We start from the raw sequence: 25,107 nt of genomic DNA, 5'->3' as shown, positions 1-25,107 counted from the left end.
TATAAATTTTATTATATTGTAATGTAATTTATTCTTATTGTCATGGATAGGTTTACTAAAGGTATACCACACAGTTTTCCTCTGCCGAACGGAAGATAGCCTCCATAATATGCATGACTTCCATAACCTCTTCCGGACGAACGAGAAGCTGTGCTCCTTCGTGGATACTGGCGCGGACATTGCGGTAAAAATCCCTAATATCAGCATGTACTTTAGGCAGCGGATATTTCTTTACTGTTTCATCAGTGCGGGGTGCCATGGTTTTAGTTAATCCTGCTGCGGTTACCACCGGTACAGCGTCACGTTTTTCCCAATCAGAAACCATAACGATTTCGCCCTTTAGCTCCCAGTCATGTATAACAGCGGTACCATTTTCCCCCTGAATATACCAGCGGGGCATGGAGATAAAATTGCTGGTACCCACCTCCACTAAAAAGGTTAATTGGTCGTCAAACTGAAAGCTGGCACGGAAACCGTCATCCACCGCTTCGTTGGTTACATTTGTCAACTGGGCATAGACACTTTGGGGTTTGCGATTGCCAAGCATCATGGTCATCTGATCCAGCAGGTGTACGCCCCAGTCCAGCACCATTCCCCCGCCATGCTCCTTTTGGTTGCGCCAGTCACTTGGTATCCCACGGGATCCATGAACACGGCTCTCAATATTAAATACCTTACCCATGGTTTGCTGTTCATACAGCTTTTTAATAATCAGGTAATCCTCATCCCAGCGGCGATTTTGATGTACCGTAAACAATACTCCCATCTTTTCTGAACAACGAATCATTTGTGCCAGTTCGTCACTGTTTAATGCCACAGGCTTTTCACAGACCACATGCTTTCCGGCACCCATAGCTGCAAGTGCAATAGGTAAATGGGTGTCATTTGGAGTGGCAATGGTTATGGCTTCCACCGATGAGTCCTCCAGTAATTCCTGTTGTGACCCATAGATATGAATTCCCTCCGCAGCTGCCGCTTCCCTGCGTACAGGGTCAATGTCCCAAGTACCGCATAAATTAACCTCATCAATACGGGAAAGGGTCTTGACATGCCAGCTCCCCATACCTCCATATCCAATTAATGCAATGTTAAGTTTTTTCTTCTCCATAGTATTATCTGCCCCCGATATTAATTCCACCACACTTGTGCAGGTTGATCGTCAATAATGATGTCCTTTAAGAATGCAACTGCTTTTTCCAGTCCTTCCTCAATAGACATAAAGGCATCCTCATGTTCAATGCTTATGGCTCCGTCATAGCCGATAAGACGCAAAGCAGAGACGATTTCTTTCCATTGGTCGGCATCGTGACCCCAACCCACTGTGCGGAACAGCCAGCTGCGATCTGACAGGTCACCGTAACTGCCGGTATCCAAGACACCATTTATATGTGTATTCACTATATCCACTTTAGTATCCTTGGCATGGAAATGGTAAATTGCTCCCTTTAGTGCCTTAATGGCTTCAGCGGGACGAATTCCCTGCCAAAATAGGTGACTGGGATCAAAGTTGGCACCAATAGCATTACCAACGGCTTCTCTTAAACGCAGCAATGTGGCAGTATTGTATACGCAAAAGCCGGGATGTAATTCCAAAGCAATTTTATTAACGCCGTAATTGGCTGCTTCAGCAGCTGCACCTTTCCAGAAAGGAATCAGCACCTCATTCCACTGATAGTCCAACACATGGCGGTAATCTGTGGGCCAGGAACAAGTTACCCAGTTAGGGTATTTAGCCCCCTCGTGGTCACCGGGACATCCGGAAAAGCTCACCACCGTATCCACACCTAATTTTTCCGCCAATTGCAGTGTCTGAGTAAAATCCCTGGCAGCTTGCTCACGGATATCTGCATTAGGATGTACATGGTTAGAATGGCAGCTTAATGCGCTAATCTCTAAATTATATTTTTTAAGCATATCCTTATAAGCCTGCAGTTTACTTTCACTTGAAAGTAATTCTTCCGGGTTGGAATGCTTATTACCCGGTGAACCACCTGTACCGATCTCTACTGCCTGTACCCCCAGGCTGCTCAGGTAACGGAATGCTTCTTCTGCGCTGCGATCATATAATGGAACTGTTAATACTCCTAATTTCATTGAAATCCTCCTTTTCAAGATTCTTATGAGCCATTTTTTATTTACTTAATTATTACTTTACACTGTCTTAAAACCGTGACTCATTTTTATATTCTTTAGTTTACTTGCACTTCACAACTTACTTTAAATTATCCAATAATTACAGATTCATAATATGTTTATAGCCTTTTTCTAAGCTTTGATAAGGTGATACCGCAAACTCCTCCTGCTCCAAGATGCAATGCTGTACACCATTTTCCAGTCCCTTGCGTATAATTCGGTTAAAGTCCAACACACCTTCGTCTAAATCCACACATTTCTTGCTTTCAAAATCAGCCATCTGCTTAATATGCAGCAAACGGATTCGTTCCTTTTGCTTCTCCATGTATTCTAATACATCTACACCTGCATAGGCGACCCAGTATACATCTAATTCCAGAACCACATCCCGTGGATCGGTCAATTGCAGAAGCAGATCCAGATGAGTCACACCATCCTCTGATTTAGTAAACTCATGAGCGTGGTTGTGGTAACCAAATATAAAGCCTGCACTACGCACAGCTTTTGCAATAGGTGCAAGCTGTTCTGCCAGTTTTTCTACATCCTGAGCAGTTTCAGGGGAATGATAAGGCACGATGATTGCCTGTGTCCCAATCTGCTGGTTATAACTCAGTTCTTCGTCTAAGTTATTCAACAATCGTTCCAGAGACACATGACTGCTAATGGATTTTAAGTCGTTTTCTTCCAGTAATTCGCGCATTTGACTGGCGGTCAGATTTCCATAGCCGGCAAACTCCACTCCGGTATAGCCAATTTGGGCAACTCTTTTTAATACCTCTGGAAAATTATCCTTAATCAGCTCCCTTACTGAATAGAGTTGAAGATTAAACTCTTTTATTAAACTCATATAATACCTCCTGCTTGTTTTACAGTATGATCTGACGTCCCTCTCTGGCAGATTGATAAATAGCATCCAGAATCTGTGTAACCACTGCAGCCTGTTCCGGCAGTACCACCAATTCACCTTCACCGCGAATGGCGTTGAGGAAAGTTTGCTGCTCTACTACTTCGGGAGTTGTTGCAGCACCGTCATAAAAAGCAACACCTCCGGCTTCCAGGTTAGGTTTTAGCTCATACAAGCGGTCATTTTTTGTTCCATTGATAGTCAGTCCATTTAGCATATCTGCACCGGCTTTAGTACCGCATAATACCGTTTTAGCCTCATGCACATCCAGTGAGTTAAGGGCCCAACTCGCTTCCAATGTGATGGTAGCTCCATCCTCCATAATGATAAATCCAAAGGCACTGTCCTCCACAGTAAACTTTTCAGGATCCCATGGTCCCCAGGCGTTGGCAGGCTGTGTCTCGCCGTTAAGTTTGTGATAAATGGTACCTACCACACTTTTTGGCTTGTAGTTATTCATCATCCAGAGGGTCAGATCCAGAGCATGAGTGCCTATATCAATTAGGGGACCCCCACCCTGCTCATATTCATTTAAAAATACTCCCCATGTAGGTACTGCACGGCGACGGATGGCTTTTGCTTTCGCATAATAAATATCACCCAGTTCACCATTTACACATTCCTGCTTAAGATAATTGCTGTCTCCCCTATATCGGTTTTGGTAACCAATAGTCAACAACTTATTGGTTTTCTTTGCTGTTTCCACCATCTCCATAGCCTGGGCATAGTTAATAGCCATTGGTTTTTCGCACATTACATGTTTACCCGCATTGAGTGCCGCCACAGTGATTTCACAATGAGAGCGGTTAGGTGTACAAACATAAACAGCATCCAAATCCAGTTTAATCAGTTCATGATAATCGGTAAATATTTTGGCATCCTCTGTGCCAAATTTTTTTGCTGCATCTTTAGCCCGTTGTTCAATAATATCGCAAAAGGCTACTATCTCCGCGCTGCCTTCCTTTTTGATAGATGGCAGATGCTTTCCGTTGGCAATACCGCCACAACCGATGATTCCTAGTTTTAATGTTTTCATATGTCTTCATCCTTTCATAGATTATGTTGGGAAATTAGATACTTGTAATCTTTTATAAATTAATTATAATATAAGTAAACAGCATTTGCTTGCCGTAAAGAACATATTTTATGCCATAATTAGCTACTATTCATTTTTAAAAAAGGAGGATTTAAATGCCCCAGCAGATGTATGATTACGAAATATCCCGCGACAGCCAGGCTCTTCCTTCCTTCTGGTATTCGCTGAACAACAACTGTGCGCCTCATTTTCACAGTGCTCTGGAACTTGTATACGTACGCAGCGGCACTATGGAGGCAACCTTAAATGGAAGATTTTACTGCATACAAGCCGGAGAATTGCTGCTAGTACCAAGCTATGCCGTACATCGGTATTGGACCTCCGCAAAGTCAGATACACTAGTTATGATTATTCCTCTTTCTTACATACCCGCCTTTCAAAAGGTACTGGCAGGAAAAAACTTTTCCTTATGCCATATTTCCGATAAGCCTTTAAATAAGGAGGTGGCCCGCTGTATGAGGCGTTGTTGCGAGCTGCAGCAAAAAGCCCCGGATTCCATGGCTACCAGAGGGTATATTCATGTGATTCTGGCTTTACTGACAGAAAATATCCCGCTGGAGGATAAGTCTGCAAAAGATGATGATGCTTTGGTTCGTAATATTCTTAGCTATCTTAACAATAATTACAAAAACTCACTGTCTCTTAAATCAATTGCTGAGGAATTCGGCTACAGCTCCAGCCGGTTTTCTCATATCTTTAACAAGCATGTAGGATGCAGTATCAATGAATATATCAACGCATTACGTTGCAGGCAGGTTGCCGGTATGCTTTTAGATGGTGAGGAATCCATTACCCAGGCCGCAATGGGTGCGGGCTTTAACAGTATGCGCACCTTCTACCGTGCTTTCATGCATGTATTTGGTGTAAGTCCAAGTAAATATGTGGATATATGTAAGGAAAATGATGCTTTAAGGCATACCCGTGGGGGATAATTCATTAGCGTTTCAGAACAGATGATCGTCCCTTTTTTCTGCAGGCCAGGGCACTCAAAGTTCTTACGATTACGATTGCGGGCTTTTCACTTTCCTGCAGGAAATCTTAAATCCCATTTTTTATTGAATCTCCGGCATCTGATACTTTAAACTTGTGTTATCCAATCAATATTTTTATGCAAAAAAGCCGGGCATTTTTTCGATGCCCGACTTAGATTTTGGTTATTCTATTTCTTTTACCGGTAACTTATATATATGGATACTTTTACAAAATATAGCCAGTGTGCCAACACCTCCCTGCCTAAACAAAGATATTGTTTAGGCAATGGGAAGATAGCAGATTACTTAAGTTTGATGCTGTCTTTAGTAATACTCTCATCAACCTTTTACTGATCCACTTAAACCTTCTACGTAATACTTCTGTGTTTTTAGGAACAGAAATGCAATAGGAATTGATATAATTACTGCTCCGGCAGCAAAGCTGCAGAACCATTGATCAATGTATTCCTTATCAAGCATCTGATAAAGCCCCACAGCCACTGTATAATATTGTTGATTCGACCCACAAAGGACTTTTGCCAGCATAAAGTCTTTAAAAGGACCGGCAAAGGACGTTAATAAAGTATAAACAACGATAGGTCTACTTAAGGGCATAATAATCTTTGTTAAAACTCTCCATTTATTTGCTCCATCTAAAAGTGCCGCTTCATCAAGTGCATAAGGAATGGTATCAAAAAAACCTTTTGCAATGTGATATCCACATCCGGCACCTCCGGCATAAACTGCTATCATAGCGACTCTTAACATTGGACCATTAGTCCAGCCAAACATTTTAAATATGTAGTACACTGCTATCATTGACATAAATCCTGGAAATAAATTTATGACCATCGCTGCATTCATAATTGCTCTTCTTGATCTGAACCGTAATCTGGATAAAGTAAATGCTACCGCAATTACAAAAAATGTGGAGATTAAGCAGCTAATGATTGCAATTAGAAAAGTATTCACAAGCATTTGAGGAAAATTAAAAACCGAAAAATCTGTAAATAGCTTCTTGTAATTATCCAAAGTAAAGCTGGTAGGAATAAATGTTGAGCTATAAGAGCCTTTGGTACCTCTAAAACTGGTTAGTATTACCCAAAAAACAGGTATCAGCCATACAAACGCTGTAATAGCTAAAATCACATGTGCCAATGATACAATTATTTTTTTCCTTAAAGGATATTTCTTAAAACTATTCATCGGAAGCCCTCCTCATTCTTATAAGATCCACTTAAACGGAAAGATACTAAAGAAGCAATTCCCAATGAAATAAACGTCATAATACCAATTACTGCCCCAACATCAAAATATTGATTTTCAATTGTCAATTTGTATAACCAGGTAATAAGTAAATCCGTTTTACCCGCTATTGATTCTACTGCTCTTGGATAACCTTGTGAGGTAAGAAAGATAACATTAAAATTATTTACATTACCTGCAAAAACAGTGATCAGGAAAGGCGTAGTTACAAATAGCATATAAGGCAATGTGATTTTTCTAAATATCATGGCAGGGCCAGCTCCATCTACCTTTGCGGAATCATATAGCTCGCTGGGGATATTTTGTAAAATTCCAGTAACCTGCAGCAAAGTATAAGGCACTCCCACCCAAATATTAATTAAAATAACTGTTATACGTGCCCAAGTTGTATTTGTAAAGAATGGCAGGGATTCTCTTGCTTCCAAAATACCCATGCTTCTTAGGAGTATATTGATAGCTCCTTCCGGCTGTAACATTTGCCTTAATATTAAAAGGGTTACAAAATGAGGAATTGCCACCGTCAGCACAAAACAAAAACGCCAGAACTTTTTAGCACGGATTTCTTTCCAGTTAATAAACATAGCAAGTATCATACCTATGAAATAGTTTGAAAAGGTAGCAAGTATTGCCCATACAATAGTCCATCCTAAAACAGACCAAAATGTTCTACCTAAACTACTTCCAAAGTTTATCATATTTTTAAAGTTCTTCAGACCGACCCAGTCAAACAGAACAAGCTTACTATTTTCAACACTATAATTAGTGAAAGCCATACTCATCATGAATATTAGTGGTAAGATAGTGAATATCAGTACTCCTGAAACCGGCAGAAATAGTAATGTTTTATGTAATTTACCATCAAACAATTCCCGAACTTCATCTCTGAAACTTGGTGGCTTTTTATTGTTTTTCACATATTCTTCTGCTTTATATGCATTAATTACGGATATACGCAATAAATTAAAAGCACATAATAGAATTGCCAAAGTTATAATTCCATATAGTAAAATTGTTAACGAGCGATCTCCATCCACATATTCATATATACTTTTTGCCTCATTCCAGATTTTATACTGTTCCACATCGCCAAGGGTAATCAATTTCTTAAGGTGAATCATACCTTCCTTTATCATAAACAGCAAAATAATAATCTCTGAAAACAAAAGCATAAAGCCCTTTACGAATTGCTTTCTTATAAAGCAGCCCAACCCAAATATTACGGATGACAGCCTCACAATAATGGAACCTTTTTTCCAAGCAGAAGTAAAACTACATTTAGTAGAGAATGACTTTTTCCTTACTTTCATTTATAATAACCTCTTTTTCTATTACTGTATACCTGAAGAATTAGCACTTACATTAAATGCTTCTGTTTTTGCTTTCGCATTATCATGAGTAATTACACCATCTCTTAATTCTGTTCCAAAGCTTTCTGCTGGTGTCCAAAAATATGACATTTCTGTAAAGTTAGATCTAGGCACAGCAATATTAGCAATTGTATAAGCATCTGCCTTTACCACAATGTCTGCCTGAATGTTTGCATCCTTCAACAAATCATTATAACAAGGTACATAGTTTCTCGTTTCATAATGGAGCTTCTGTCCCTCATATCCCCCAAGGTACATGGCTAATTCAATTGCAACTTCAGGATATTTGGTTGTTGATTTTACACCAATAGCTTTTGAGGAACCGAAAGGACTCATCTGAGTATCTGTTCCGTTAAGATTAAAGCTCGGTAATGCAGCAACTCCAAAATTGTCACCTAATATCTCCTTGGTTTGCTCAGCCTGCCAGGTACCACATAAATATGCATTTACATTGCCTTCACGCATCATTGCAATTGCATCAGCAGGTGTAGCCACTACCATATTAGGATTTGATACCAAATCTACTAAATAATCAGTGACAGCAACAGCATTATCGCCACCAAGATTTATTCCGGCATTCCTGTCTCTTCCATCCTCACCAAAGAAAGTACATCCGGCACCTAAATAAAATGCAGAAGAATAAAATCCGTCCGTTAATGGAATGGCTACTTTTCCTTTTTGCAGCATAGCCTCCAGAGATTTTACATCCTCCTCTGAAAATACACTTTTATCATAGTACATAAAAAATGTATTGGTGGTCATTGGAATACCATATACTCCACCATCTTCATACATCAAACCATCTACAAGAACCTTGGGATAATTTTCGTTGATACTGTCTAAATACTTGCCACCCAGCTGACTAAGGCTATTTGCCTGGCAAAGATTCTCAAGTCCGGTTGAAGAAAATAAAAAGACATCTGCAGCAGCATCAATATCTTGAGGTACTAATTTTTTAGCATCGGACTCCGTACAGACTCCATAAGTAAATGCAATGTCCCATTCAGGATGCTCTTCATTAAACTTATTGCACATTGTATTGAGCCATTCTCCATATTGCGGGTCTTGATCCTCTGATGGACCCCAAACACTTAATTTCACACTAGTAGGTTCAACATTCTCCGTTGAACTTATTGTTTCATTCGATGTTACATTATTATCCTTCGTTGTTTCTGCTTTTTTTGAGCAGCCTAGTAAAGTAGTTCCAACCATTGCCATCAACAATAAAGCTAAACCTCTTTTTCTCATATAAAATCCTCCAAATTTATATTTGCGAAACATTTCGCAAGCTATATAATATATTATCACGGTGATTATACTGTGTCAACAATTAATTATATTATTTTACTAATTTAATTTTAGTTATTGCAATATCCTTTGTATAATGTTACTATATACCTATATTAATGTTTCCGAAACTATATCGACCAATTAGATAGTTTCCGGAAACAATAACATATAATTACCAAAATAGAAAGAGAGCGACATATGCGAATTAATTATCATACCCACACAAGTCGGTGTTTACATGCACAAGGCTCAGAAGAAGATTACGTCCTTTCAGCCATTCGTTCAAAGGTAGATGTATTAGGTTTTTCAGATCATGCACCTTTTCCAGATAAAGACTTCGGACTGCGAATGTCTTATGACCAACTAAAAGCTTACACAAGTACAATTGATACTCTAGCCGTAAAATATTCCAAGGATATTAAACTGATAAAAGGATTGGAAATAGAATATCTTCCTGAATATAATCAATACTATGAAGAACTTTTAACCAAGGAAAAATTACAATATTTACTCTTAGGTGAGCATTTTTTTACAACTTCTCAGGGACACTTTAATATTTACAATGCAGATTCTACCGATATCTACATTGATTATGCCAAGGCCATAGCTTCAGCAATGAAAACAAAATATTTTAAAATGGTGGCACATCCTGATTTGTTTTTATTAAATCCCTTTCCATGGGATAAGAATTGCGAAACTGCATGTGATATAATAATTGGTGCCTCTATGGAAACAAATACTATCCTGGAATTTAACGCAAATGGTTTCAGGCGCGGGAAAACAGAATTTCCGGATGGAATCCGCTATCAATACCCACATCAGGCCTTCTGGAAAAAAGTTTCCCAAACTGATATCCCTGTCATAGTTGGCTCTGATTGCCATAACCCGGATCAAGTTTGGGATAGTACCGTAGAATATGCTTATAAAAAATTAAAAGATTATGGAATTTTACCAATCACTGTATTATAATTATTATAATCAACTTAAGATAAAATGAAATGAATAGTTCTGATTATAATGAATGAGGAGTTTCTACAAAAATGAATATAAGAGATATTGCCCAGTTAGCCAATGTAACACCTGGAACAGTTTCTAAAGTTTTAAATAATTATCCGGATATCAGTAGTTCAACAAGACAGCTTGTTCTTAAAATTATTGAAGAAAATCAATATAAGCCTAATTCCTATACACGTCAGCAGAAAGGCTTAGGTTCAAAACCTTCTATTGGACTAATAATCGAAGGCGTGGATAATTCTTTATATGATACATTAGAAGAAATATTATCCATACGTTTGCATAATGGAAATTACACTATAATGTCATATCATGATAACTATTTTGCACAGGATAAATCAGAGAAATTTGAGGAGCTGATTACTTATACTAACTCAAATAATCTAAATGGCATTATTTATATAGGTGGTAATTTCGAGCCCATACCCCACGACCGTTTTCTTGAACTTACATGCCCGATTGTATTTGTAAATACAGTTTTGCCCAATAATATGGAAGAAACGAATTATTCCAGTGTTCAGGTAAATCATTATGAAACTGCATATAACCAGATGTCCTATTTGATTAATAAAGGTCATAAAAATATATGTACACTGATATCTTCAAAAATTGATAATAGTGTTTATGGAATACGAGTAAAAGGATATGCCAATGCCTTAAAGGATAATCATCTGGAACATAACTTATCCTATATGGTTGAAGGAGAATACAATTATAAGAGCTCCTACGATGGTTTAGTAGATATATTAAAGAAGCATCCAGAAACTACCGCCATCTGTTGTGTTGCCGACATTGTATGCATTGCTGCCATTCGGGCTATTCATGATGTAGGAAAAGTTCCAGGAAAAGATATAGAAATCATTAGCTTTGATGGTCTTGAAGAAATTAATTATTTAGTACCTTCCATAACAACATTTGTTCAACCGGTCAAAGACCTTACCATTTGTATATATGACTTAATCATTGGTCTTATCAATCGTGAAAGAAGTCCGCAACATATTACGTTTCAAGCGAAACTGATTACCAATGAATCTTGTAAATAAAATATGAGCTGATTGGACGGCGTCACGGCAGGAACCAATAGCATGTATATTTTAATGCAAAGGTATTTTCTTTAGAAGATAACATATATTCTTAATATAAGCTTAAGTAAGGATATAAATATGATAATACATGTTGTGCAACCCGGAGAAACCATTGCCTCTATTGCAGAGCTTTATGACCTTTCTGTAGATCGGCTGATACTGGAAAATGAGATATCTACTCCCTCTACTCTTGCTATTGGCCAAACTATTGTAATTGTATACCCTTTATTAAACCATACCGTGCAAGAAGGAGATACCTTAGAAAGCATTGCAGAAATGTATCATGTTCCTTTGATGCAGATTTTGAGAAATAATCCTTATTTATCAAACAGAGGCAGGCTTTATCCTGGCGAAACCATTACAATAACCAATGATACAAATAAAATTGGCACAATATCAGTAGGGGGATATGTTTATTCCTATGTTAATAGAGACATCTTAAGAAAAACATTACCTTTCTTAACATTTCTTACGGTGTTTGATTATCGGGTGGATGCCAATGGAAACCTTAACGACCTTGACGATCAGGATATTGTAAACATGGCAAAAGAATACGGTGTATTTCCCATGATGTTAGTATCCACTTTATCCGAATATGGAGTTGGAAGCGAAGAGACCGCTTTTGCTATTCTGAATAATCCGGATATACAGGATCGTATGATTGATAATATTGTAGCTACTATTAAGGCAAAGGGATATTATGGTCTGAATCAATATTTTCAGTATATATTTCCTGAAACAAAAAATCTGATACAAGAGTTTATTATAAAAATGAGCACACGATTAAAAAGCGAAGGCTTGCGATATACAATCACTGTAACACCGAGAGTGAATATTGAACGAACGGAAATAACTTATGAAACTATTGATTATTCCGTCATATCAGAATATGTTGACGCGATACTGCTGTTATCTTATGATTGGGGATACTCTTATGGACCACCGGCTTCTGCAACTCCGATTAATATTGTAAGTGAAATAATTAATCAGATTATAAAGATTGTACCCTCTAATAAATTGGTAGTTGGAATGCCTGTAATTGGTTATGACTGGGAACTTCCCTATATTCCCGGGCATACCGTAGCAAATGCAATCACATTTGACATGGCAATTCAAATTGCTGTAGATAACGGAGTGCCTATACAATATAATGAAATAGCGGCAGCACCTTACTTTTTTTATTACAATGTAGATGATACGCTGCACAATGTATGGTTTAAGGATGCCAGAAGCATAGAAAGAATAACCGGGCTAATACCAGAATATGGGCTGCAAGGAGTATCTGTATGGAATAATATGTACTTTTTCGCCCAGATGTGGCTTGTAATAAATAATCTGTATGATATAGAGAAATTAGAATTTTGATAAAAAGTGTTCGAAAAAAATCTCTGTCGGATAATGTATTGGTATACAATAATTACAAAGGCTGGTAGCTGCTTTAAGCTTTTCCAGCCTTTGTACTACAACTCATAGATGTGAGCCAAGGACAAAATTTGTGTAGACGATAAGACATCAACACAGAGTTTATTCACTTCTGAGTGCTGAAACCGGATCTTTTCTAGCCGCTTTTTTCGCAGGAATAAAACCTCCAATTAATGTAAGGATTACACTTAACGCTATTAGAATAACTGCACTAATCACTGGCAATGTTGCATTTACCTCCGAAGTACCTAAAAGAGATCGAAGAAGTGCATTACAGGGAATTAGAATTAAGCAGGATATACCAACACCTAGTGTACCAGATAATAATCCTACGATTCCAGTTTCTGCATTGAACACCTGTGAAATATTGTGTTTTGACGCTCCGATTGCACGTAGAATACCAATTTCCTTTGTACGTTCCAGAACAGAAATATAGGTAATAATACCAATCATAATAGAAGAAACAATCAACGATACTGCCACGAATGCGATTAAAACATATGAAATCACATTAATAATAGTTGTTATAGAGGACGTCATTATAGCGACAAAATCTGTATACGTAATTTGATATGCTTCTTCCACTGAGGAGTTATACTCCGTAATAAAATCTGCAATAGCCTCCTTTGCTTCAAAAGTGTCTGCATAGATACTAATGGAAGAAGGAGCGTCTAAACTAACAAAGCCAAATGCACTCATATTACTGTCATAACTTCCCACTGAAATATAATTATCATATAGCATTAAAAATACTTCATCATCTGCCGATGCAAAATATTCATCTGCCATAGCAGCTAATTGTACTTCTCCTAAACTTGCAATTCCTTGCAATTGCTCCGGATTATCAGCAAACATCTTGCTGGCAAGTTCACTCCATAATTTAGCCTTATCCGAAACACCCAATTTTTCAATATAATTCTTAGCATCTGCTACTCGTGCAGCATCTTCCTCAGGTGCAAACTCCATACCGTTTAAGACATTCACTGCTTTATTTGCCAACTGAGCTGCTACAACCTCACTATTATTGGCATAGTCGATGATGTAATCTGTTAATGCATTGGTGTATCCAATGGCACTGGTTATATTCGCATTCTTTGCATCTTCCATTGGACGAATGACACCTGTAACATGTAATTTGATTGCATCCTTTAACATGGTTTCCAGTTTTAGTTTATCACCTTTTACACTGTGAAATGTTCCATCTTCATTTTTCACATAATAGTCACAGGCCGGTATGAGATAAAATTCTTGTTGACTGATCTCATCGTAATTATAATGAAAGGTCTCCACTTCAAACTCTTCTCCAGTTTCAATACTTTTCATAATTGCATCATATTGTTCCGTTGGAATAAGGCCAAGTGCATAAAGTGCCGTTGTTGGAATTTCATTATTTTGATCTAATACCAGTACTACCTCATCATAATTTTGAGGCCATGCTCCATATAGTAAATCATAACTATCCTTCACCACGCCGCTTACCAAATCACCCTCTGTTCCTGGAAGCATTTCTCCAAAGGTTTCGGAAGAACCCATACCTCCAGCAGGTACCATACTCCTCATACTATCTTGAAACTGTCCCAGAGCACCAGGTGTACTTGAAGATTCAGGTTTTAGAGAAAACGCATTGGTATTGGTGTCGATTATTGTATCATCCGCATTCTTTGCATATACATCAAATGCCACATCGTATGAATATTTTACACCATTTTTACCAAGCTGCTCTCTAATTTTATTATTTTCATCATCCAAATACTTTTTAAATTCCGTCAGATTATTCTCTGTAAAACTAGATGTTAACCGATTCACCATTTCTAAAGAACTACTATTGGAATAAACGGAGTCTAAATCATGTGAGACTTCTTCTTTTATACGACCTCCCATCATCTCCTCACCCATAATGCTGCTCAAATCTATAGACTGAGCTTCAATTGTTATGGGATAGGAAGCCATCGTATCTCTTTGAATATTCTCTATATACTCATTAACCCCATTAGAAAAGGCTAAAATCAAGGCAATTCCTATAATACCAATAGAACCGGCAAATGCAGTTAGGAAAGTTCTCCCTTTTTTGGCCCGTAAATTGTTAAAACTTAGAGATAAGGATGTTTTAATCTTCATTGAGGTTTTTCCCATATTTTTATGCACTGCTTTGGGAGCATCTTCTGGATTGACCTGAAATGGTTTCGTATCTCCGACAATATTCCCATCCTTTAATTTTACAATTCGTGTAGCATATTTTTCTGCCAGTTCCGGATTATGGGTTACCATGATTACAAGGCGGTCTTTTGCTACTTCTTTCAGTAAATCCATAACTTGAACACTGGTTTCAGTATCCAATGCCCCGGTTGGCTCATCTGCTAGTAAAATTTCCGGATTATTTACTAAGGCTCTTGCGATGGCAACACGCTGCATTTGTCCACCAGAAAGCTGGCTTGGTTTTTTATGAAGCTGTGTCCCAAGGCCAACTTTCTCAAGAGCTTCCTTGGCCCGCTCCTTGCGTTCCCTCTTGGAGATTCCCGATATAGTAAGTGCCAATTCCACATTAGATAGTATAGTCTGATGAGGAATTAAGTTGTAACTTTGGAACACAAATCCAATGGTATGATTGCGGTATGAATCCCAGTCTCTATCCTTGTATTTTTGTGTAGATATATTATTAATTATCAAATCACCAGAATCATATTGATCCAGTCCGCCTATGATGTTTAATAATGTGGTTTTTCCTGACCCGCTCGGGCCTAGAATGGCAACAAATTCGTTATCACGAAAATTTAGATTTACTTTATTAAGTGCTGTTTGCACCAAATCACCAGTTATATACTGTTTCGATATTTCTTTAATTTGTAACATATAATCTGTCCCTCCTATTTACGCTGCATCGAATTGACTATTATACAGGTCTGCATAGAATCCGCCTTGTTCCATTAATTCATTATGGCTTCCGCTCTCTATGATATCCCCATCTTTCATAACAAGAATCAAATCCGCATTTTTAATTGTTGACAGCCTATGGGCAATAATAAATGAAGTGCGTCCTTTCATTAACTCATCCATGGCATTTTGAATAATTAACTCTGTACGGGTATCTACAGAACTTGTGGCCTCATCAAGAATTAACATTGGCCGGTCCGCAATCATAGCTCTCGCTATTGTAAGTTGTTGCTTTTGTCCTGCCGATAGACTCAATTGATCATTTAACACCGTATCATATCCATGTGGAAGGGTACGTATAAAATGATGCAGCCCAACTGCTTTACATGCTTCTTCTAACCTTTGCTCAGAAACATTTTCTGTACAATATACCAGATTTTCACGTACTGTGCCTTCAAAAACCCAGGTATCTTGAAGTACCATACAGAATTGTTCATGAACCTCCTCACGTGGTAACTGATGAATTGGAATATTATCAATCTTTATTGTACCACTTTGTATTTCATGAAAACGCATTAAAAGATTTACAATGGTAGTTTTCCCTGCTCCAGTTGGACCAACAATCGCAACTTTTTGACCTGGCTTGGTAGAAATCGAGAAATTATTAATAATTGTTTTATCTGACCCTTCATAGGCAAAAAGTACATGTTCAAAATCAACCTTACCTTGTACATTGTCAAGCTTTCTTGTCTTTGCTGACTCATCTTCCATTTCTTCTGCTTCAAGGAATTCAAACACACGCTCTCCTGCTGCTGCAGCCGTTTGTAAAGACTGGGCAGCTTGGGCAAGCTGACTTAATGGTTGTGTAAAATATCTTACATATAATATAAAAGCCACGATTACTCCAAAGGAAATGGTTTTATTCATTACAAGAACAGCACCAACTACGCAAACTGCCACATAACCGAAGTTACCGATAAAGGACATCAGAGGCATCATTAATCCGGATAAACATTGTGCCATAAAATTACTTTCCCGAAGTTCATTATTTAAAGAAACAAATTTTTTTCGTGCCTTTGCTTCACCATTATAAGCTTTTACAATAGTATGTCCAGCATAAATTTCTTCAATATGTCCATTGATTTCACCTAGATGCTGCTGCTGGCGTACAAAGTATTTTTGTGATTTTCCCATTATAAGCATCATCAGTACAAATCCAATAAAAGTTGCAACAATTGCTGTAATTGTCATGATTACATTAGTCTTTAACATCATAACCAAAGACCCCACTAATAGAGTAATTGCAGAAACCAATGTCCCCACACTTTGATTTAGAGACTGCCCAATAGTATCTACATCATTGGTCACACGAGACAGCACATCTCCTGTTGTTGTATTATTATAGAACCACATGGGCAAACGATTAATCTTAACAGAAATATCTCCACGTAACTGTTTCGATACATTTTGTGTAATAGTCGCCATCACCATACCTTGTATTAATGACAGCAGAAAACTAAGTCCATAAAATGTAACTAATGTCAAACCAATTCTGGCAACACCATCTAAATCAATTCCTGTCACAATTCCTTTTGTAATCAAATCGGTAAGTTCTGATAATTTGTCAGGACCAATTAGGGTTAACACAGTACCCATGACTACGCAAAGCAATGCAATTATCATAACTGACCAATATTTTTTACAATATTGAATTAACTTTACCCATGTCGTTTTAAATTCTTTGGCTTTCTCACCACCGCCGCCCATGCCTGGCCCCGGTGGTCCCATTTGTTTTTTATGATTAGATTGCCCTAATTTATATTCTTCCTTTTGACTCACGCTAACTCCTCCTTCGATAATTGTGAATACGCAATTTGTTGATACACTTCACATGTTTTCATCAATAGTTCATGTGTACCAATTCCCACTACCCCTCCTTCATCAAGTACCACAATCTTATCTGCATCACGAACGGTTCCAATACGCTGTGCTACAACCAGTTTGGTAGCATCCGGGCACTCACGTTTTAATGCATCACGTAATTTACGGTCTGTCTTATAATCCAGTGCTGAGAAGGAATCATCAAAGATAAATATCTCCGGATGTCTGCAAATGGCCCGGGCAATGGATACTCTTTGTTTTTGTCCACCAGATAAATTAGCACCACCTTGGGCTACAAAGCTATCATAGCTATCTTCTTTTGCTTCTACAAATTCAGCTGCCTGGGCAGTGCTAACTGCCTCTATAATATCAGTGGCAAGAAATCCGTCTTTCCCATTATCTCCAAAGGCAACATTGGATTTGATGGTTCCTCCAAATAACGTTGCTTTTTGGGATACATACCCGATTTTATTACGAAGTGCGTATTGGCTGTATTCCTTCACATTAATTCCGTCTACTAAAACTTCCCCTTCTGTTACATCATAAAAACGTGGTATTAAATTCACTACCGTACTTTTACCACATCCAGTGGAACCGATAAATGCCACCGTTTCCCCCTTTTTTGCAGTAAAATTTATATTACGTATCACATATCCTTCTGCATCCGGATATTTAAAACTTACATTTTTGAATTCCACTTCGCCTTTACATTTTGTTTTTGAAGATGTAATCTGCCCATCCAGGATAGTTGGTTCTGTATCTAATACTTCCAGAATACGTTTTCCGGAAACAGAAGCACGGGGTAACATAATAAAAATCATAATCAGCATCATAAATGCCATAACTACCTGCATTGCATAAGAGGAGAAGACAATCATATCTGAAAATAAAGTCATTCTCTCCATCATACTGGCTTCTTGAATCAGAATCGCTCCCACCCAGTAAATTGCTAAGGATAAACCGCTCATTATTAACTGGATACTAGGCAGCATCATAGCCATTACATGGTTGGCATATAAATTGGTTCCAGTTAATTCTGTATTTGCCTTTTCAAATTTACGGCCCTGATATTCTTCTGCGTTATATGCACGAACAACCCGAAGACCAGTAAGATTCTCTCTGGTTACCCGGTTTAGATCATCCGTTAAACTTTGAAGCCGCTTAAACTTAGGCATTGCTAAAATGACACAACAGCCAACAATTACTACCAGGGACAATACCGCAAGTGCTGTTGTCAATGTCCATTGCCAGCTCTTACCACGAATTTTCATTATTGCCCATACTGCTAGAATAGGTGCTTTAATCATAGCCTGTAAGCCCATTACCACAACCATTTGCACCTGTGTAATATCGTTGGTGGATCTTGTAATCAGACTGGATGTAGAAAATCTATTGATTTCTTCCATGGTAAAGGACTGTACCTTATCAAATAAATTCCCTCTTAATCTGGCACCGAAGTTAGAAGCAACTTTTGCGGCTAACGCAGCAACAATGACGGATCCAACAAGGCTTCCCAGCGCACATAGTAACATCTTTCCTCCCGCAGTTAAGATTTCAGCCATTGTGCTGCCTTCAGTCTGCACCAACATTGTAATTTCACTCATATAATCTGGTAATTTAAGATCCAACCATACCTGCGCTATAATAAAGACAAGGCTGATTCCAATAAATGACCATTCTTTTTTTGTTAAATTTTTAAATAATTTAATCATATGATTCCCCTTTCTGTAAGCAAGGGATATCATATCCCATAAAGAGAAACTGAAACTAAACTAATCAAACATTTATATTAGGACATAAAAAAAGAGCAACTGTCCTAAAACAATTACCCTAATCAATAAATTATGACACTCTATTTGGTAAAATAACAGAAAATTTTGTTTGCTCCTTTGAGCTATATACATCAATTTTCCCTTTATGAAGTTCTACAATCCGTTTTGCAATGGACAAACCAATTCCCGTACCTTCCGAGGCATGAGAGGTATCCCCTTGCCAAAACTTATCATAAACACGCTTAATTTCCTCCTGACTCATCTCTGGTCCATGGTTAATGACGGATACAGTAAACAAATCATGTTCTTCTATCAATTCAATCTCAATCTCACTATGCCTTGGTGAAAACTTAATGGAATTATCCAAAATATTAATCCAAACTTGCTTTAATAATTCTTCACATGCTTCAATATAATATTCATTAAATTCCACTGTAATGGAGATTCCTTTTTGCATCCATTTATTCTCCAACATTAACACACTGTTTCGCAATTGCTCCGAGAGATTAAACCTCGAAATATCCGTTAGAATACTTTGATACTCCACTTTGGTCAAATTAAGTACATTGGTTGCCATCTCAGAAAGTCTGGTAGATTCCTCCACAATAATATTTAAATACTCCTTTTGCTTTTCTTTCGAGATGGTATCTCTTTGTAATAACTTAGCAAACCCACAGATTGACACAATTGGTGTTTTAAATTCATGGGAAAAATTATTGACAAAATCAGAACGAAGCATCTCTGTATTTTCCAGTTCTTCTGCAAGTGTATTAAAGCTATTGGATATACCCTTGGCAACGGATACATGTCCTAAATCAATTCGTGTTTGATACTTTCCATTGGCTAATTGATTCATACCATGAATGATTGTATTGATTGGCTTTAAGGGTATACGGCTTAAAATAATAGCAACTACGGTCCCGGTTAATATACTGGCAGATGCAAACCATATAGTTGGGATCCAAATATTTGGCGCGTTAAGGCTATTAATGAATTGTAGTTTATTTAACACTACCACAAAAACACCTACAATTATCATAGTAATCACCAATATCACAAAAACCAAAATAGCAAATACTAACGTCAATATCACTGGTGGTGGATTTTTCAGCCTTTTATGCTTCCTTATGAACTTTATCATACCAGATTCACCGCCTTATACCCTAGTCCCCGTACCGATTCAATTCTAAATTCCGGCCAACCTTCAAATCTCCTTCGTAACCGGCCAACATGTACAGTTACAGTTTCCCAGCCCGAGTCACTTTCTGTCCCCCAGATTTCATCCATAAGCTGAATCCTTGTAAATATCTTACCCGGATAAGATAACAATTTAAATAGAAGCTGAAATTCCTTTTGCGGAAGCACTTGTGTTTCTCCCTCTCGTGTTACAGACAGTGAATCTTCATCCAGTACTACATTTCCTATCATTATTTTTCGTTCACTTGTAATTTTAGCACGACGTAACAGGGCTTTTATGTGTAGTACCATTTCCTCTGCATCCACTGGCTTTGTCATAAAATCATCGGTTCCCACCTGAAATCCTTTTTTTCGATCAACAGGAAGCTGCTTCGCCGAAACCATTAATATGGGAAGTTCACTTTGTACGCTGCGTAAAATCTCTGTTAATTCGTAGCCATCCATCTTCGGCATCATAATATCTAACACGATTAAATCAATGTGAGTTGTATCTAAAACTTCCAAAGCTTCCACTCCATTGGAAGCGGTAAATACGATATACTGTTCTTCTTCTAATACTGCTTTCATAAATCTTCTCGTATTTTTGTCATCCTCTACAACAAGAATATGAACCATGGTCATCACCTCGAGTTTATTATAACATATTTTTGTAAACTCATTCTAAACAAATTATATAAAACAGCGTCATTAATCCAAGGAGTTTACAAAAAATAATATATACTCTCAATATCCCCTATTTTTACTTTAGATATTGCTTCTTTACCATACTTATGTAAGTTCGAATGTTCCTCTTCCATAAAACACAGCATAAAGCAGTACGCAGACTGCAATGGCTGCATAAGTTGTTTTGCGATACTCGCCGGCATATTCCAATACTTTTTAAACAAGTTATTTACCTTTATATTTTAAAATATTTGTCTGCACACGCCATAGGGAAGACACACCGGCACCTCCAGCACCGGATGCCGGATCACTTCCGCCTCCACGTCAAAAACCTCCCTGAGCGTTTCCGGTGTTATGACCTCTTCTGGTGTACCAGCACAGTGCTTGTTTCCATCCTTGATGGCTACAAGATAATCAGAGAACATAACAGCGTGGTTCAGGTCATGCAGAACCATGACAATCGTTACGCTCTGCTCAACATTCAACTTCCTTAGCAGCTGGAGTATCTCCAGTTGATGGGAAATATCCAGATAGGTAGTAGGCTCATCCAGAAACAGAATATCCGTCTTTTGCGCCAGTGCCATGGCGATCCAACCGCGCTGCCGTTGTCCCCCAGAAAGCTGATCCATTTCCCTGTTTGCCAGTTCTGTCATATTGGTACACGACAAAGCCCAGTGAATCACTTCCATGTCTTTTTGTGTCATTCCGGACATCTTCGAACGATAGGGGAAGCGCCCGTATTCCACCAAATCCCGAACGGTTATCCCCGCGGGGATCTGTGCACTTTGAGGCAACAGCGCCAGCTTTTGCGCTACCAGCTTTGTCGGCATGCTGTGAATGGATTCTCCCTCCAGATACACAGCACCACCTGATGGAGCGATTATCCTTGATATGGTTTTGAGAATCGTAGATTTACCGGAGCCATTTGAGCCAATCAACGTTGTAATTTGTCCTGACGGGATTTCAAGGTCGAAATTATGAAAAACAGGGATACTGCTATAACCCGCGGACAGTTTGTTTGCTATTATACAAGCTTGCATAACGTTTCACCTCCTTAGGGCTGTTTGCGAAGCAGGTACAGAAAATAAGGTGCAGCCAGAACAGAAATCATGATGCCCACAGGTATTTCAATGTGCTGAAATAAGGAGCGTCCCATAGTATCAGCCAGTAGCAGGAAAAGCCCTCCCATCAGCATAGAAGCCGGAAGAAGATAGCGATGGCGAGCGCCTACAAGCCTTCTCGCCATATGAGGCGCTACAAGACCAACAAATCCAATTCCTCCACTGACTGAAATACAGCTGGCTGCCAGTGCAACTGCGATAATCAGAAGGGTTCTGCGTTCCTTTTCTACTTGAACCCCCAGCGCCAATGAGGCTTCCTCGCCAAGGAGAAGCAGATCCAGAACATTCATCCTTCCAAACAGCAGGGGCATCAGTATCAATAGGTACGGGATCAGCGCCTTGACCTGATGCCAGCTGCTGCCCCAGATGTTCCCCGCCAGCCATCTGGCCACCAACTGATAGCTGCTATTATCCATATCTGCACCCATAATCAGCATCAAAGCAGAAAAACCGGCGGTAAGACCAATCCCCCCCAATAACATGTAATCAGGTCTTACCTTGCCATTCCTTTTGGAAAAACCATATAACAGCGCCGCAACGAAAAGCCCTCCCGCCATAGCAAACAACGGTTGATAGATCATCGTGCTAACATGCAGGGATGGAAAAAGTGACAGGAACAGCATTACCGAAAATCCGGCACCGGCGTTGATGCCCAGAATGCCCGGATCGGCCAGCGGGTTTTCTGTTACTGCCTGCAGCGTACATCCGGACAGAGCCAAGCCTATCCCACACAAGACAGCCAGAACGATGCGTGGCAGCCGAATTTGCAGCAGCACAACCGATGATTCGGGGCTGTCTGGGTTCACAAGACTTGTCAAAACATCAGCATATGGTATTTTCAGATACCCACAGTTTATAGAGAACAGAACCTCTGCGCAAACGACTGTCAGAAGTAGCCATGGCAGCAGCCGCTGCTTGTTTTGTTTGTTCATATGGCGGCTCCTTTTTTTCGATAGGTCAGCGCTAGAAATACCGGAACACCGATTGCCGATACCAGTGCGCCTACAGGAGTGTCAAAAGGCGCATGGATGGTGCGGGCTGCCACATCGGCAAGCACCAGCAATATCGCCCCCAAAAGTGCTGATGCCGGCAAAACCCTGCGGTAATCCGCTCCCACCAGCAGACGGGCCGAGTGCGGCACAATCAGTCCCAAGAACGAAATCCCGCCCACCAGCGATACGCTTGCGCCTGCTAAAATCAGGACAACCGCTATCCCGGTCAGACGGACTGCCCATAAATTCAACCCAAGTCCTGCGGCGCTTTCTTCGCCCAGCGCCAATACCGACAACTTTTCAGAAAGAAGCACGCCTGCAAACGCTGCTCCCATAATCCAGGGAGTGGTTACGATCAGCTGTGTCCACGAAATGCCGGACAGGCTGCCCGCTGTCCAAAAAGAGAGGTCTTTGGATATACCAAAGGTAAGCGAGATTCCCTGACTAAGGGCGGTTAATAGCGCTGAAACAGCGGAGCCGGCTAAAACCAGCCGGATGGCCCCAGACTTATGATTGCCTATGCCTAAGCCATATACCATCAGAACGGCCAAGGCCGCACCGAGAAATGCCGAAAACATCGTGCCAAAAACCGATATAGACGGTAAAAGAACGGCAGTAAGTGCAACAAAGAATCCCGCCCCGGCATTAATTCCCAAAAGCCCAGCATCGGCCAAAGGATTTCCCGTAACACCCTGCATAATAGCCCCTGCAAGGGCAAAGGCTGTCCCGGTAAAGCAGGCAGCCAATGCTCTTGGCATACGCATTTCCAGCATAATCCTTCCTATCTCGGAAGGGTTATGCGGATGAGCAAGTGTTTGAAGTAATGTTTTAAAGTTCCCTCCGGCAACGCCTATGCTTACGGAAAGTAGGATGGACAACAACAATACAATGAGCATCAAAAGGATTGAAAACGCATATCCCTCTTTTGTGTGAACCCACTGCCGGAATCTGGTTGTGGTTTTAAAGGAAGTCCACTCTTTAAACAATTTATTCTTCATCGACATTTGTGTGGTTAATAATGGCATTCGCCATTTTCTCCATGTAAAGCAATTTCCCGCTGGGTGTGTATGACATATTGTACTGTGCGTTATTCAGTCCATAGTATACATTGCCGTTTTGTACTGCGTTCAGGTTCTGCCAGATGGGATTGTTCGCTGTATCGCCAAGTTTTCCGTCATCACTAAAGTAGAAAACATGATCTGCGTCAATCTTTGATAAATACTCAGCATCCACAACTTCGCCCCAAACATCCTTAGGTACACCTGCTGACGGCTTCAGCTTCAATTCGCTAAAAACAAGATCGCCGGGACCTGCTGTCCGGTAAACATAATAGGAACCAAAGTGCACCGAATTTGCCTCAATGACCGCAAAAGATTCATTGCCGACAGCTTCCTTTATCTGTGCGGCAAATGCAGCTGCCTTTGCATCATAGTCCTCAAGCCACTTGGATACGATATCTTCCTTGCCAAACCATTCACCCAGCTGTTGGAAACGTCCACGCCAATTTACAAAGTTGATATCGTCGTCTAACATGACCGTAGGTGCAATTCCCTGAAGCTGCTCGTACACCTTTTCATGCCGAATGTTCATAATGATAAGATCAGGTTTTAATCCGGCAATCTTTTCAAGGTTTAAATCCATGATTCCGGCATAGTTCCCGACTACCTCAACCCTATTTTCACTAAAGTAGTCCTGTAGGTAATCCGGCACTGTCACACCATCATACATGCTGGTGTTGGCCGATCCAATGAACGGAATTCCCATAATGATCAGCTTGTCCGCTGATCCGGAGACATCCACAACGCGCTGAGGGTTGGCTGGAATTTCAATTGTCCCCTTCATATCCTCAACTATTATTGTAGTATCAACTGGGCTGACTACTTCGGTGGACTGTGTTGTTAGCTGCCCGTTTTTTTCCGAACTGCTGGTTGAGCAGGCAGACATGAACACTGCCAGTATAAAACAAATTGGAATAATAAGTTTTTTCTTCACGTTGATCCTCCTTTTTGTAATAAAATTTATGTTCATTTAGTTAGCCTTGACTAACCTTGATAAGTGTAAT

20 protein-coding genes are annotated in these 25,107 nt (G+C 39.4%); 4 read left to right on the top strand and 16 right to left on the bottom strand.

The window, feature by feature from the left end; genetic code table 11:
• Positions 1-55: 55 nt before the first annotated feature.
• The 4 genes from RT261_RS04020 to RT261_RS04005 form a co-directional block, all read right to left on the bottom strand.
• Entirely contained in the window at positions 56-1,141 is a 1,086-nt protein-coding gene (locus RT261_RS04020) for a Gfo/Idh/MocA family oxidoreductase (protein ID WP_313129649.1), read from the bottom strand.
• Positions 1,129-2,094: a sugar phosphate isomerase/epimerase family protein gene (locus RT261_RS04015; protein ID WP_313129647.1), complete on the bottom strand. Its 966-nt coding sequence runs from the start codon at positions 2,092-2,094 to the stop codon at positions 1,129-1,131. The genes RT261_RS04020 and RT261_RS04015 overlap by 13 nt, the downstream gene beginning before the upstream one ends.
• 139 nt (positions 2,095-2,233) lie before the next feature.
• Entirely contained in the window at positions 2,234-2,980 is a 747-nt protein-coding gene (locus RT261_RS04010) for a sugar phosphate isomerase/epimerase family protein (RefSeq protein ID WP_313129644.1), read from the bottom strand.
• A gap of 19 nt (positions 2,981-2,999) precedes the next feature.
• Complete coding sequence (locus tag RT261_RS04005) at positions 3,000-4,073, bottom strand: Gfo/Idh/MocA family protein (RefSeq protein ID WP_313129641.1); 1,074 nt, start codon at positions 4,071-4,073, stop codon at positions 3,000-3,002.
• Positions 4,074-4,228: 155 nt separating this feature from the next.
• On the opposite strand from RT261_RS04005, the gene RT261_RS04000 reads away from it, so the two are divergent.
• Complete coding sequence (locus tag RT261_RS04000; RefSeq protein ID WP_313129639.1) at positions 4,229-5,065, top strand: AraC family transcriptional regulator; 837 nt, start codon at positions 4,229-4,231, stop codon at positions 5,063-5,065.
• 378 nt (positions 5,066-5,443) lie between these two features.
• Here the strand turns inward: RT261_RS04000 and RT261_RS03995 are convergent, their stop codons facing one another.
• The 3 genes from RT261_RS03995 to RT261_RS03985 are packed head-to-tail and all read right to left on the bottom strand — an operon-like array spanning position 5,444 to position 8,985.
• Entirely contained in the window at positions 5,444-6,310 is an 867-nt protein-coding gene (locus RT261_RS03995; RefSeq protein WP_313129636.1) for a sugar ABC transporter permease, read from the bottom strand.
• Entirely contained in the window at positions 6,307-7,677 is a 1,371-nt protein-coding gene (locus tag RT261_RS03990; RefSeq protein ID WP_313129633.1) for a carbohydrate ABC transporter permease, read from the bottom strand. Before RT261_RS03990 ends, RT261_RS03995 begins: the two co-directional genes overlap by 4 nt.
• A 21-nt stretch (positions 7,678-7,698) precedes the next feature.
• On the bottom strand, positions 7,699-8,985 hold the full coding sequence (locus RT261_RS03985; protein ID WP_313129631.1) for an extracellular solute-binding protein: 1,287 nt from the start codon (positions 8,983-8,985) through the stop codon (positions 7,699-7,701).
• A 240-nt stretch (positions 8,986-9,225) separates the two neighbouring features.
• On the opposite strand from RT261_RS03985, the gene RT261_RS03980 reads away from it, so the two are divergent.
• The 3 genes from RT261_RS03980 (at position 9,226) to RT261_RS03970 (ending at position 12,491) form a co-directional block, all read left to right on the top strand.
• A complete protein-coding gene (locus tag RT261_RS03980) occupies positions 9,226-9,996 on the top strand; it encodes a histidinol-phosphatase (RefSeq protein ID WP_313129629.1) in 771 nt (256 codons plus the stop codon).
• 71 nt (positions 9,997-10,067) lie between these two features.
• Positions 10,068-11,084 (top strand): LacI family DNA-binding transcriptional regulator, encoded by a 1,017-nt coding sequence (locus RT261_RS03975; protein ID WP_313129628.1) that lies wholly within the window; start codon positions 10,068-10,070, stop codon positions 11,082-11,084.
• A gap of 120 nt (positions 11,085-11,204) precedes the next feature.
• Positions 11,205-12,491, top strand: a complete 1,287-nt coding sequence (locus tag RT261_RS03970) for a LysM peptidoglycan-binding domain-containing protein (protein WP_313129625.1) — start codon at positions 11,205-11,207, stop codon at positions 12,489-12,491.
• A 159-nt stretch (positions 12,492-12,650) separates the two neighbouring features.
• Here RT261_RS03970 and RT261_RS03965 read toward each other — a convergent pair whose 3' ends face one another.
• The 9 genes from RT261_RS03965 to RT261_RS03925 form a co-directional block, all read right to left on the bottom strand.
• Complete coding sequence (locus RT261_RS03965) at positions 12,651-15,398, bottom strand: ABC transporter ATP-binding protein/permease (protein ID WP_313129624.1); 2,748 nt, start codon at positions 15,396-15,398, stop codon at positions 12,651-12,653.
• Positions 15,399-15,416: 18 nt separating this feature from the next.
• Positions 15,417-17,207 (bottom strand): ABC transporter ATP-binding protein, encoded by a 1,791-nt coding sequence (locus tag RT261_RS03960; protein ID WP_313129912.1) that lies wholly within the window; start codon positions 17,205-17,207, stop codon positions 15,417-15,419.
• A 47-nt stretch (positions 17,208-17,254) separates the two neighbouring features.
• Positions 17,255-19,012 carry an ABC transporter ATP-binding protein gene (locus RT261_RS03955; RefSeq protein ID WP_313129622.1) on the bottom strand — a complete coding sequence of 586 codons (1,758 nt, stop codon included), beginning with the start codon at positions 19,010-19,012 and terminating at the stop codon, positions 17,255-17,257.
• Positions 19,013-19,142: 130 nt separating this feature from the next.
• Positions 19,143-20,213 carry a HAMP domain-containing sensor histidine kinase gene (locus tag RT261_RS03950; protein ID WP_313129619.1) on the bottom strand — a complete coding sequence of 357 codons (1,071 nt, stop codon included), beginning with the start codon at positions 20,211-20,213 and terminating at the stop codon, positions 19,143-19,145.
• Positions 20,210-20,884 (bottom strand): response regulator transcription factor, encoded by a 675-nt coding sequence (locus tag RT261_RS03945; RefSeq protein ID WP_313129617.1) that lies wholly within the window; start codon positions 20,882-20,884, stop codon positions 20,210-20,212. Before RT261_RS03945 ends, RT261_RS03950 begins: the two co-directional genes overlap by 4 nt.
• A 290-nt stretch (positions 20,885-21,174) precedes the next feature.
• Positions 21,175-21,972, bottom strand: a complete 798-nt coding sequence (locus tag RT261_RS03940) for an ABC transporter ATP-binding protein (protein WP_313129615.1) — start codon at positions 21,970-21,972, stop codon at positions 21,175-21,177.
• A gap of 14 nt (positions 21,973-21,986) precedes the next feature.
• The gene (locus RT261_RS03935) at positions 21,987-22,985 is read right to left on the bottom strand and encodes a FecCD family ABC transporter permease (RefSeq protein ID WP_313129613.1); all 999 of its coding nucleotides are present in this window, start codon (positions 22,983-22,985) and stop codon (positions 21,987-21,989) included.
• A complete protein-coding gene (locus RT261_RS03930) occupies positions 22,982-24,070 on the bottom strand; it encodes a FecCD family ABC transporter permease (RefSeq protein ID WP_313129611.1) in 1,089 nt (362 codons plus the stop codon). The genes RT261_RS03935 and RT261_RS03930 overlap by 4 nt, the downstream gene beginning before the upstream one ends.
• A complete protein-coding gene (locus RT261_RS03925) occupies positions 24,033-25,037 on the bottom strand; it encodes an ABC transporter substrate-binding protein (RefSeq protein ID WP_313129609.1) in 1,005 nt (334 codons plus the stop codon). The genes RT261_RS03930 and RT261_RS03925 overlap by 38 nt, the downstream gene beginning before the upstream one ends.
• Positions 25,038-25,107: the final 70 nt, after the last annotated feature.

The sequence above is a fragment of the Anaerocolumna sp. genome (assembly GCF_032079385.1).
Lineage (GTDB): Bacteria > Bacillota > Clostridia > Lachnospirales > Lachnospiraceae > Anaerocolumna.
The sequence above is the reverse complement of the archived record's forward strand: the minus strand, read 5'-3'. Positions and strand labels throughout refer to the sequence as shown.

Coding starts and splice junctions, on each gene's coding strand:
- RT261_RS03950 (WP_313129619.1), bottom strand. CDS start 20,213: ATGATAAAGTTCATAAGGAAGCATAAAAGGCTGAAAAATCCACCACCA.
- RT261_RS04010 (WP_313129644.1), bottom strand. CDS start 2,980: ATGAGTTTAATAAAAGAGTTTAATCTTCAACTCTATTCAGTAAGGGAG.
- RT261_RS03930 (WP_313129611.1), bottom strand. CDS start 24,070: ATGCCATTATTAACCACACAAATGTCGATGAAGAATAAATTGTTTAAA.
- RT261_RS03970 (WP_313129625.1), top strand. CDS start 11,205: ATGATAATACATGTTGTGCAACCCGGAGAAACCATTGCCTCTATTGCA.
- RT261_RS03990 (WP_313129633.1), bottom strand. CDS start 7,677: ATGAAAGTAAGGAAAAAGTCATTCTCTACTAAATGTAGTTTTACTTCT.
- RT261_RS03985 (WP_313129631.1), bottom strand. CDS start 8,985: ATGAGAAAAAGAGGTTTAGCTTTATTGTTGATGGCAATGGTTGGAACT.
- RT261_RS03955 (WP_313129622.1), bottom strand. CDS start 19,012: ATGATTAAATTATTTAAAAATTTAACAAAAAAAGAATGGTCATTTATT.
- RT261_RS03940 (WP_313129615.1), bottom strand. CDS start 21,972: ATGCAAGCTTGTATAATAGCAAACAAACTGTCCGCGGGTTATAGCAGT.
- RT261_RS04000 (WP_313129639.1), top strand. CDS start 4,229: ATGCCCCAGCAGATGTATGATTACGAAATATCCCGCGACAGCCAGGCT.
- RT261_RS03945 (WP_313129617.1), bottom strand. CDS start 20,884: ATGGTTCATATTCTTGTTGTAGAGGATGACAAAAATACGAGAAGATTT.
- RT261_RS03960 (WP_313129912.1), bottom strand. CDS start 17,207: ATGGGACCACCGGGGCCAGGCATGGGCGGCGGTGGTGAGAAAGCCAAA.
- RT261_RS03995 (WP_313129636.1), bottom strand. CDS start 6,310: ATGAATAGTTTTAAGAAATATCCTTTAAGGAAAAAAATAATTGTATCA.
- RT261_RS03975 (WP_313129628.1), top strand. CDS start 10,068: ATGAATATAAGAGATATTGCCCAGTTAGCCAATGTAACACCTGGAACA.
- RT261_RS03935 (WP_313129613.1), bottom strand. CDS start 22,985: ATGAACAAACAAAACAAGCAGCGGCTGCTGCCATGGCTACTTCTGACA.
- RT261_RS03965 (WP_313129624.1), bottom strand. CDS start 15,398: ATGTTACAAATTAAAGAAATATCGAAACAGTATATAACTGGTGATTTG.
- RT261_RS03980 (WP_313129629.1), top strand. CDS start 9,226: ATGCGAATTAATTATCATACCCACACAAGTCGGTGTTTACATGCACAA.
- RT261_RS04005 (WP_313129641.1), bottom strand. CDS start 4,073: ATGAAAACATTAAAACTAGGAATCATCGGTTGTGGCGGTATTGCCAAC.
- RT261_RS04015 (WP_313129647.1), bottom strand. CDS start 2,094: ATGAAATTAGGAGTATTAACAGTTCCATTATATGATCGCAGCGCAGAA.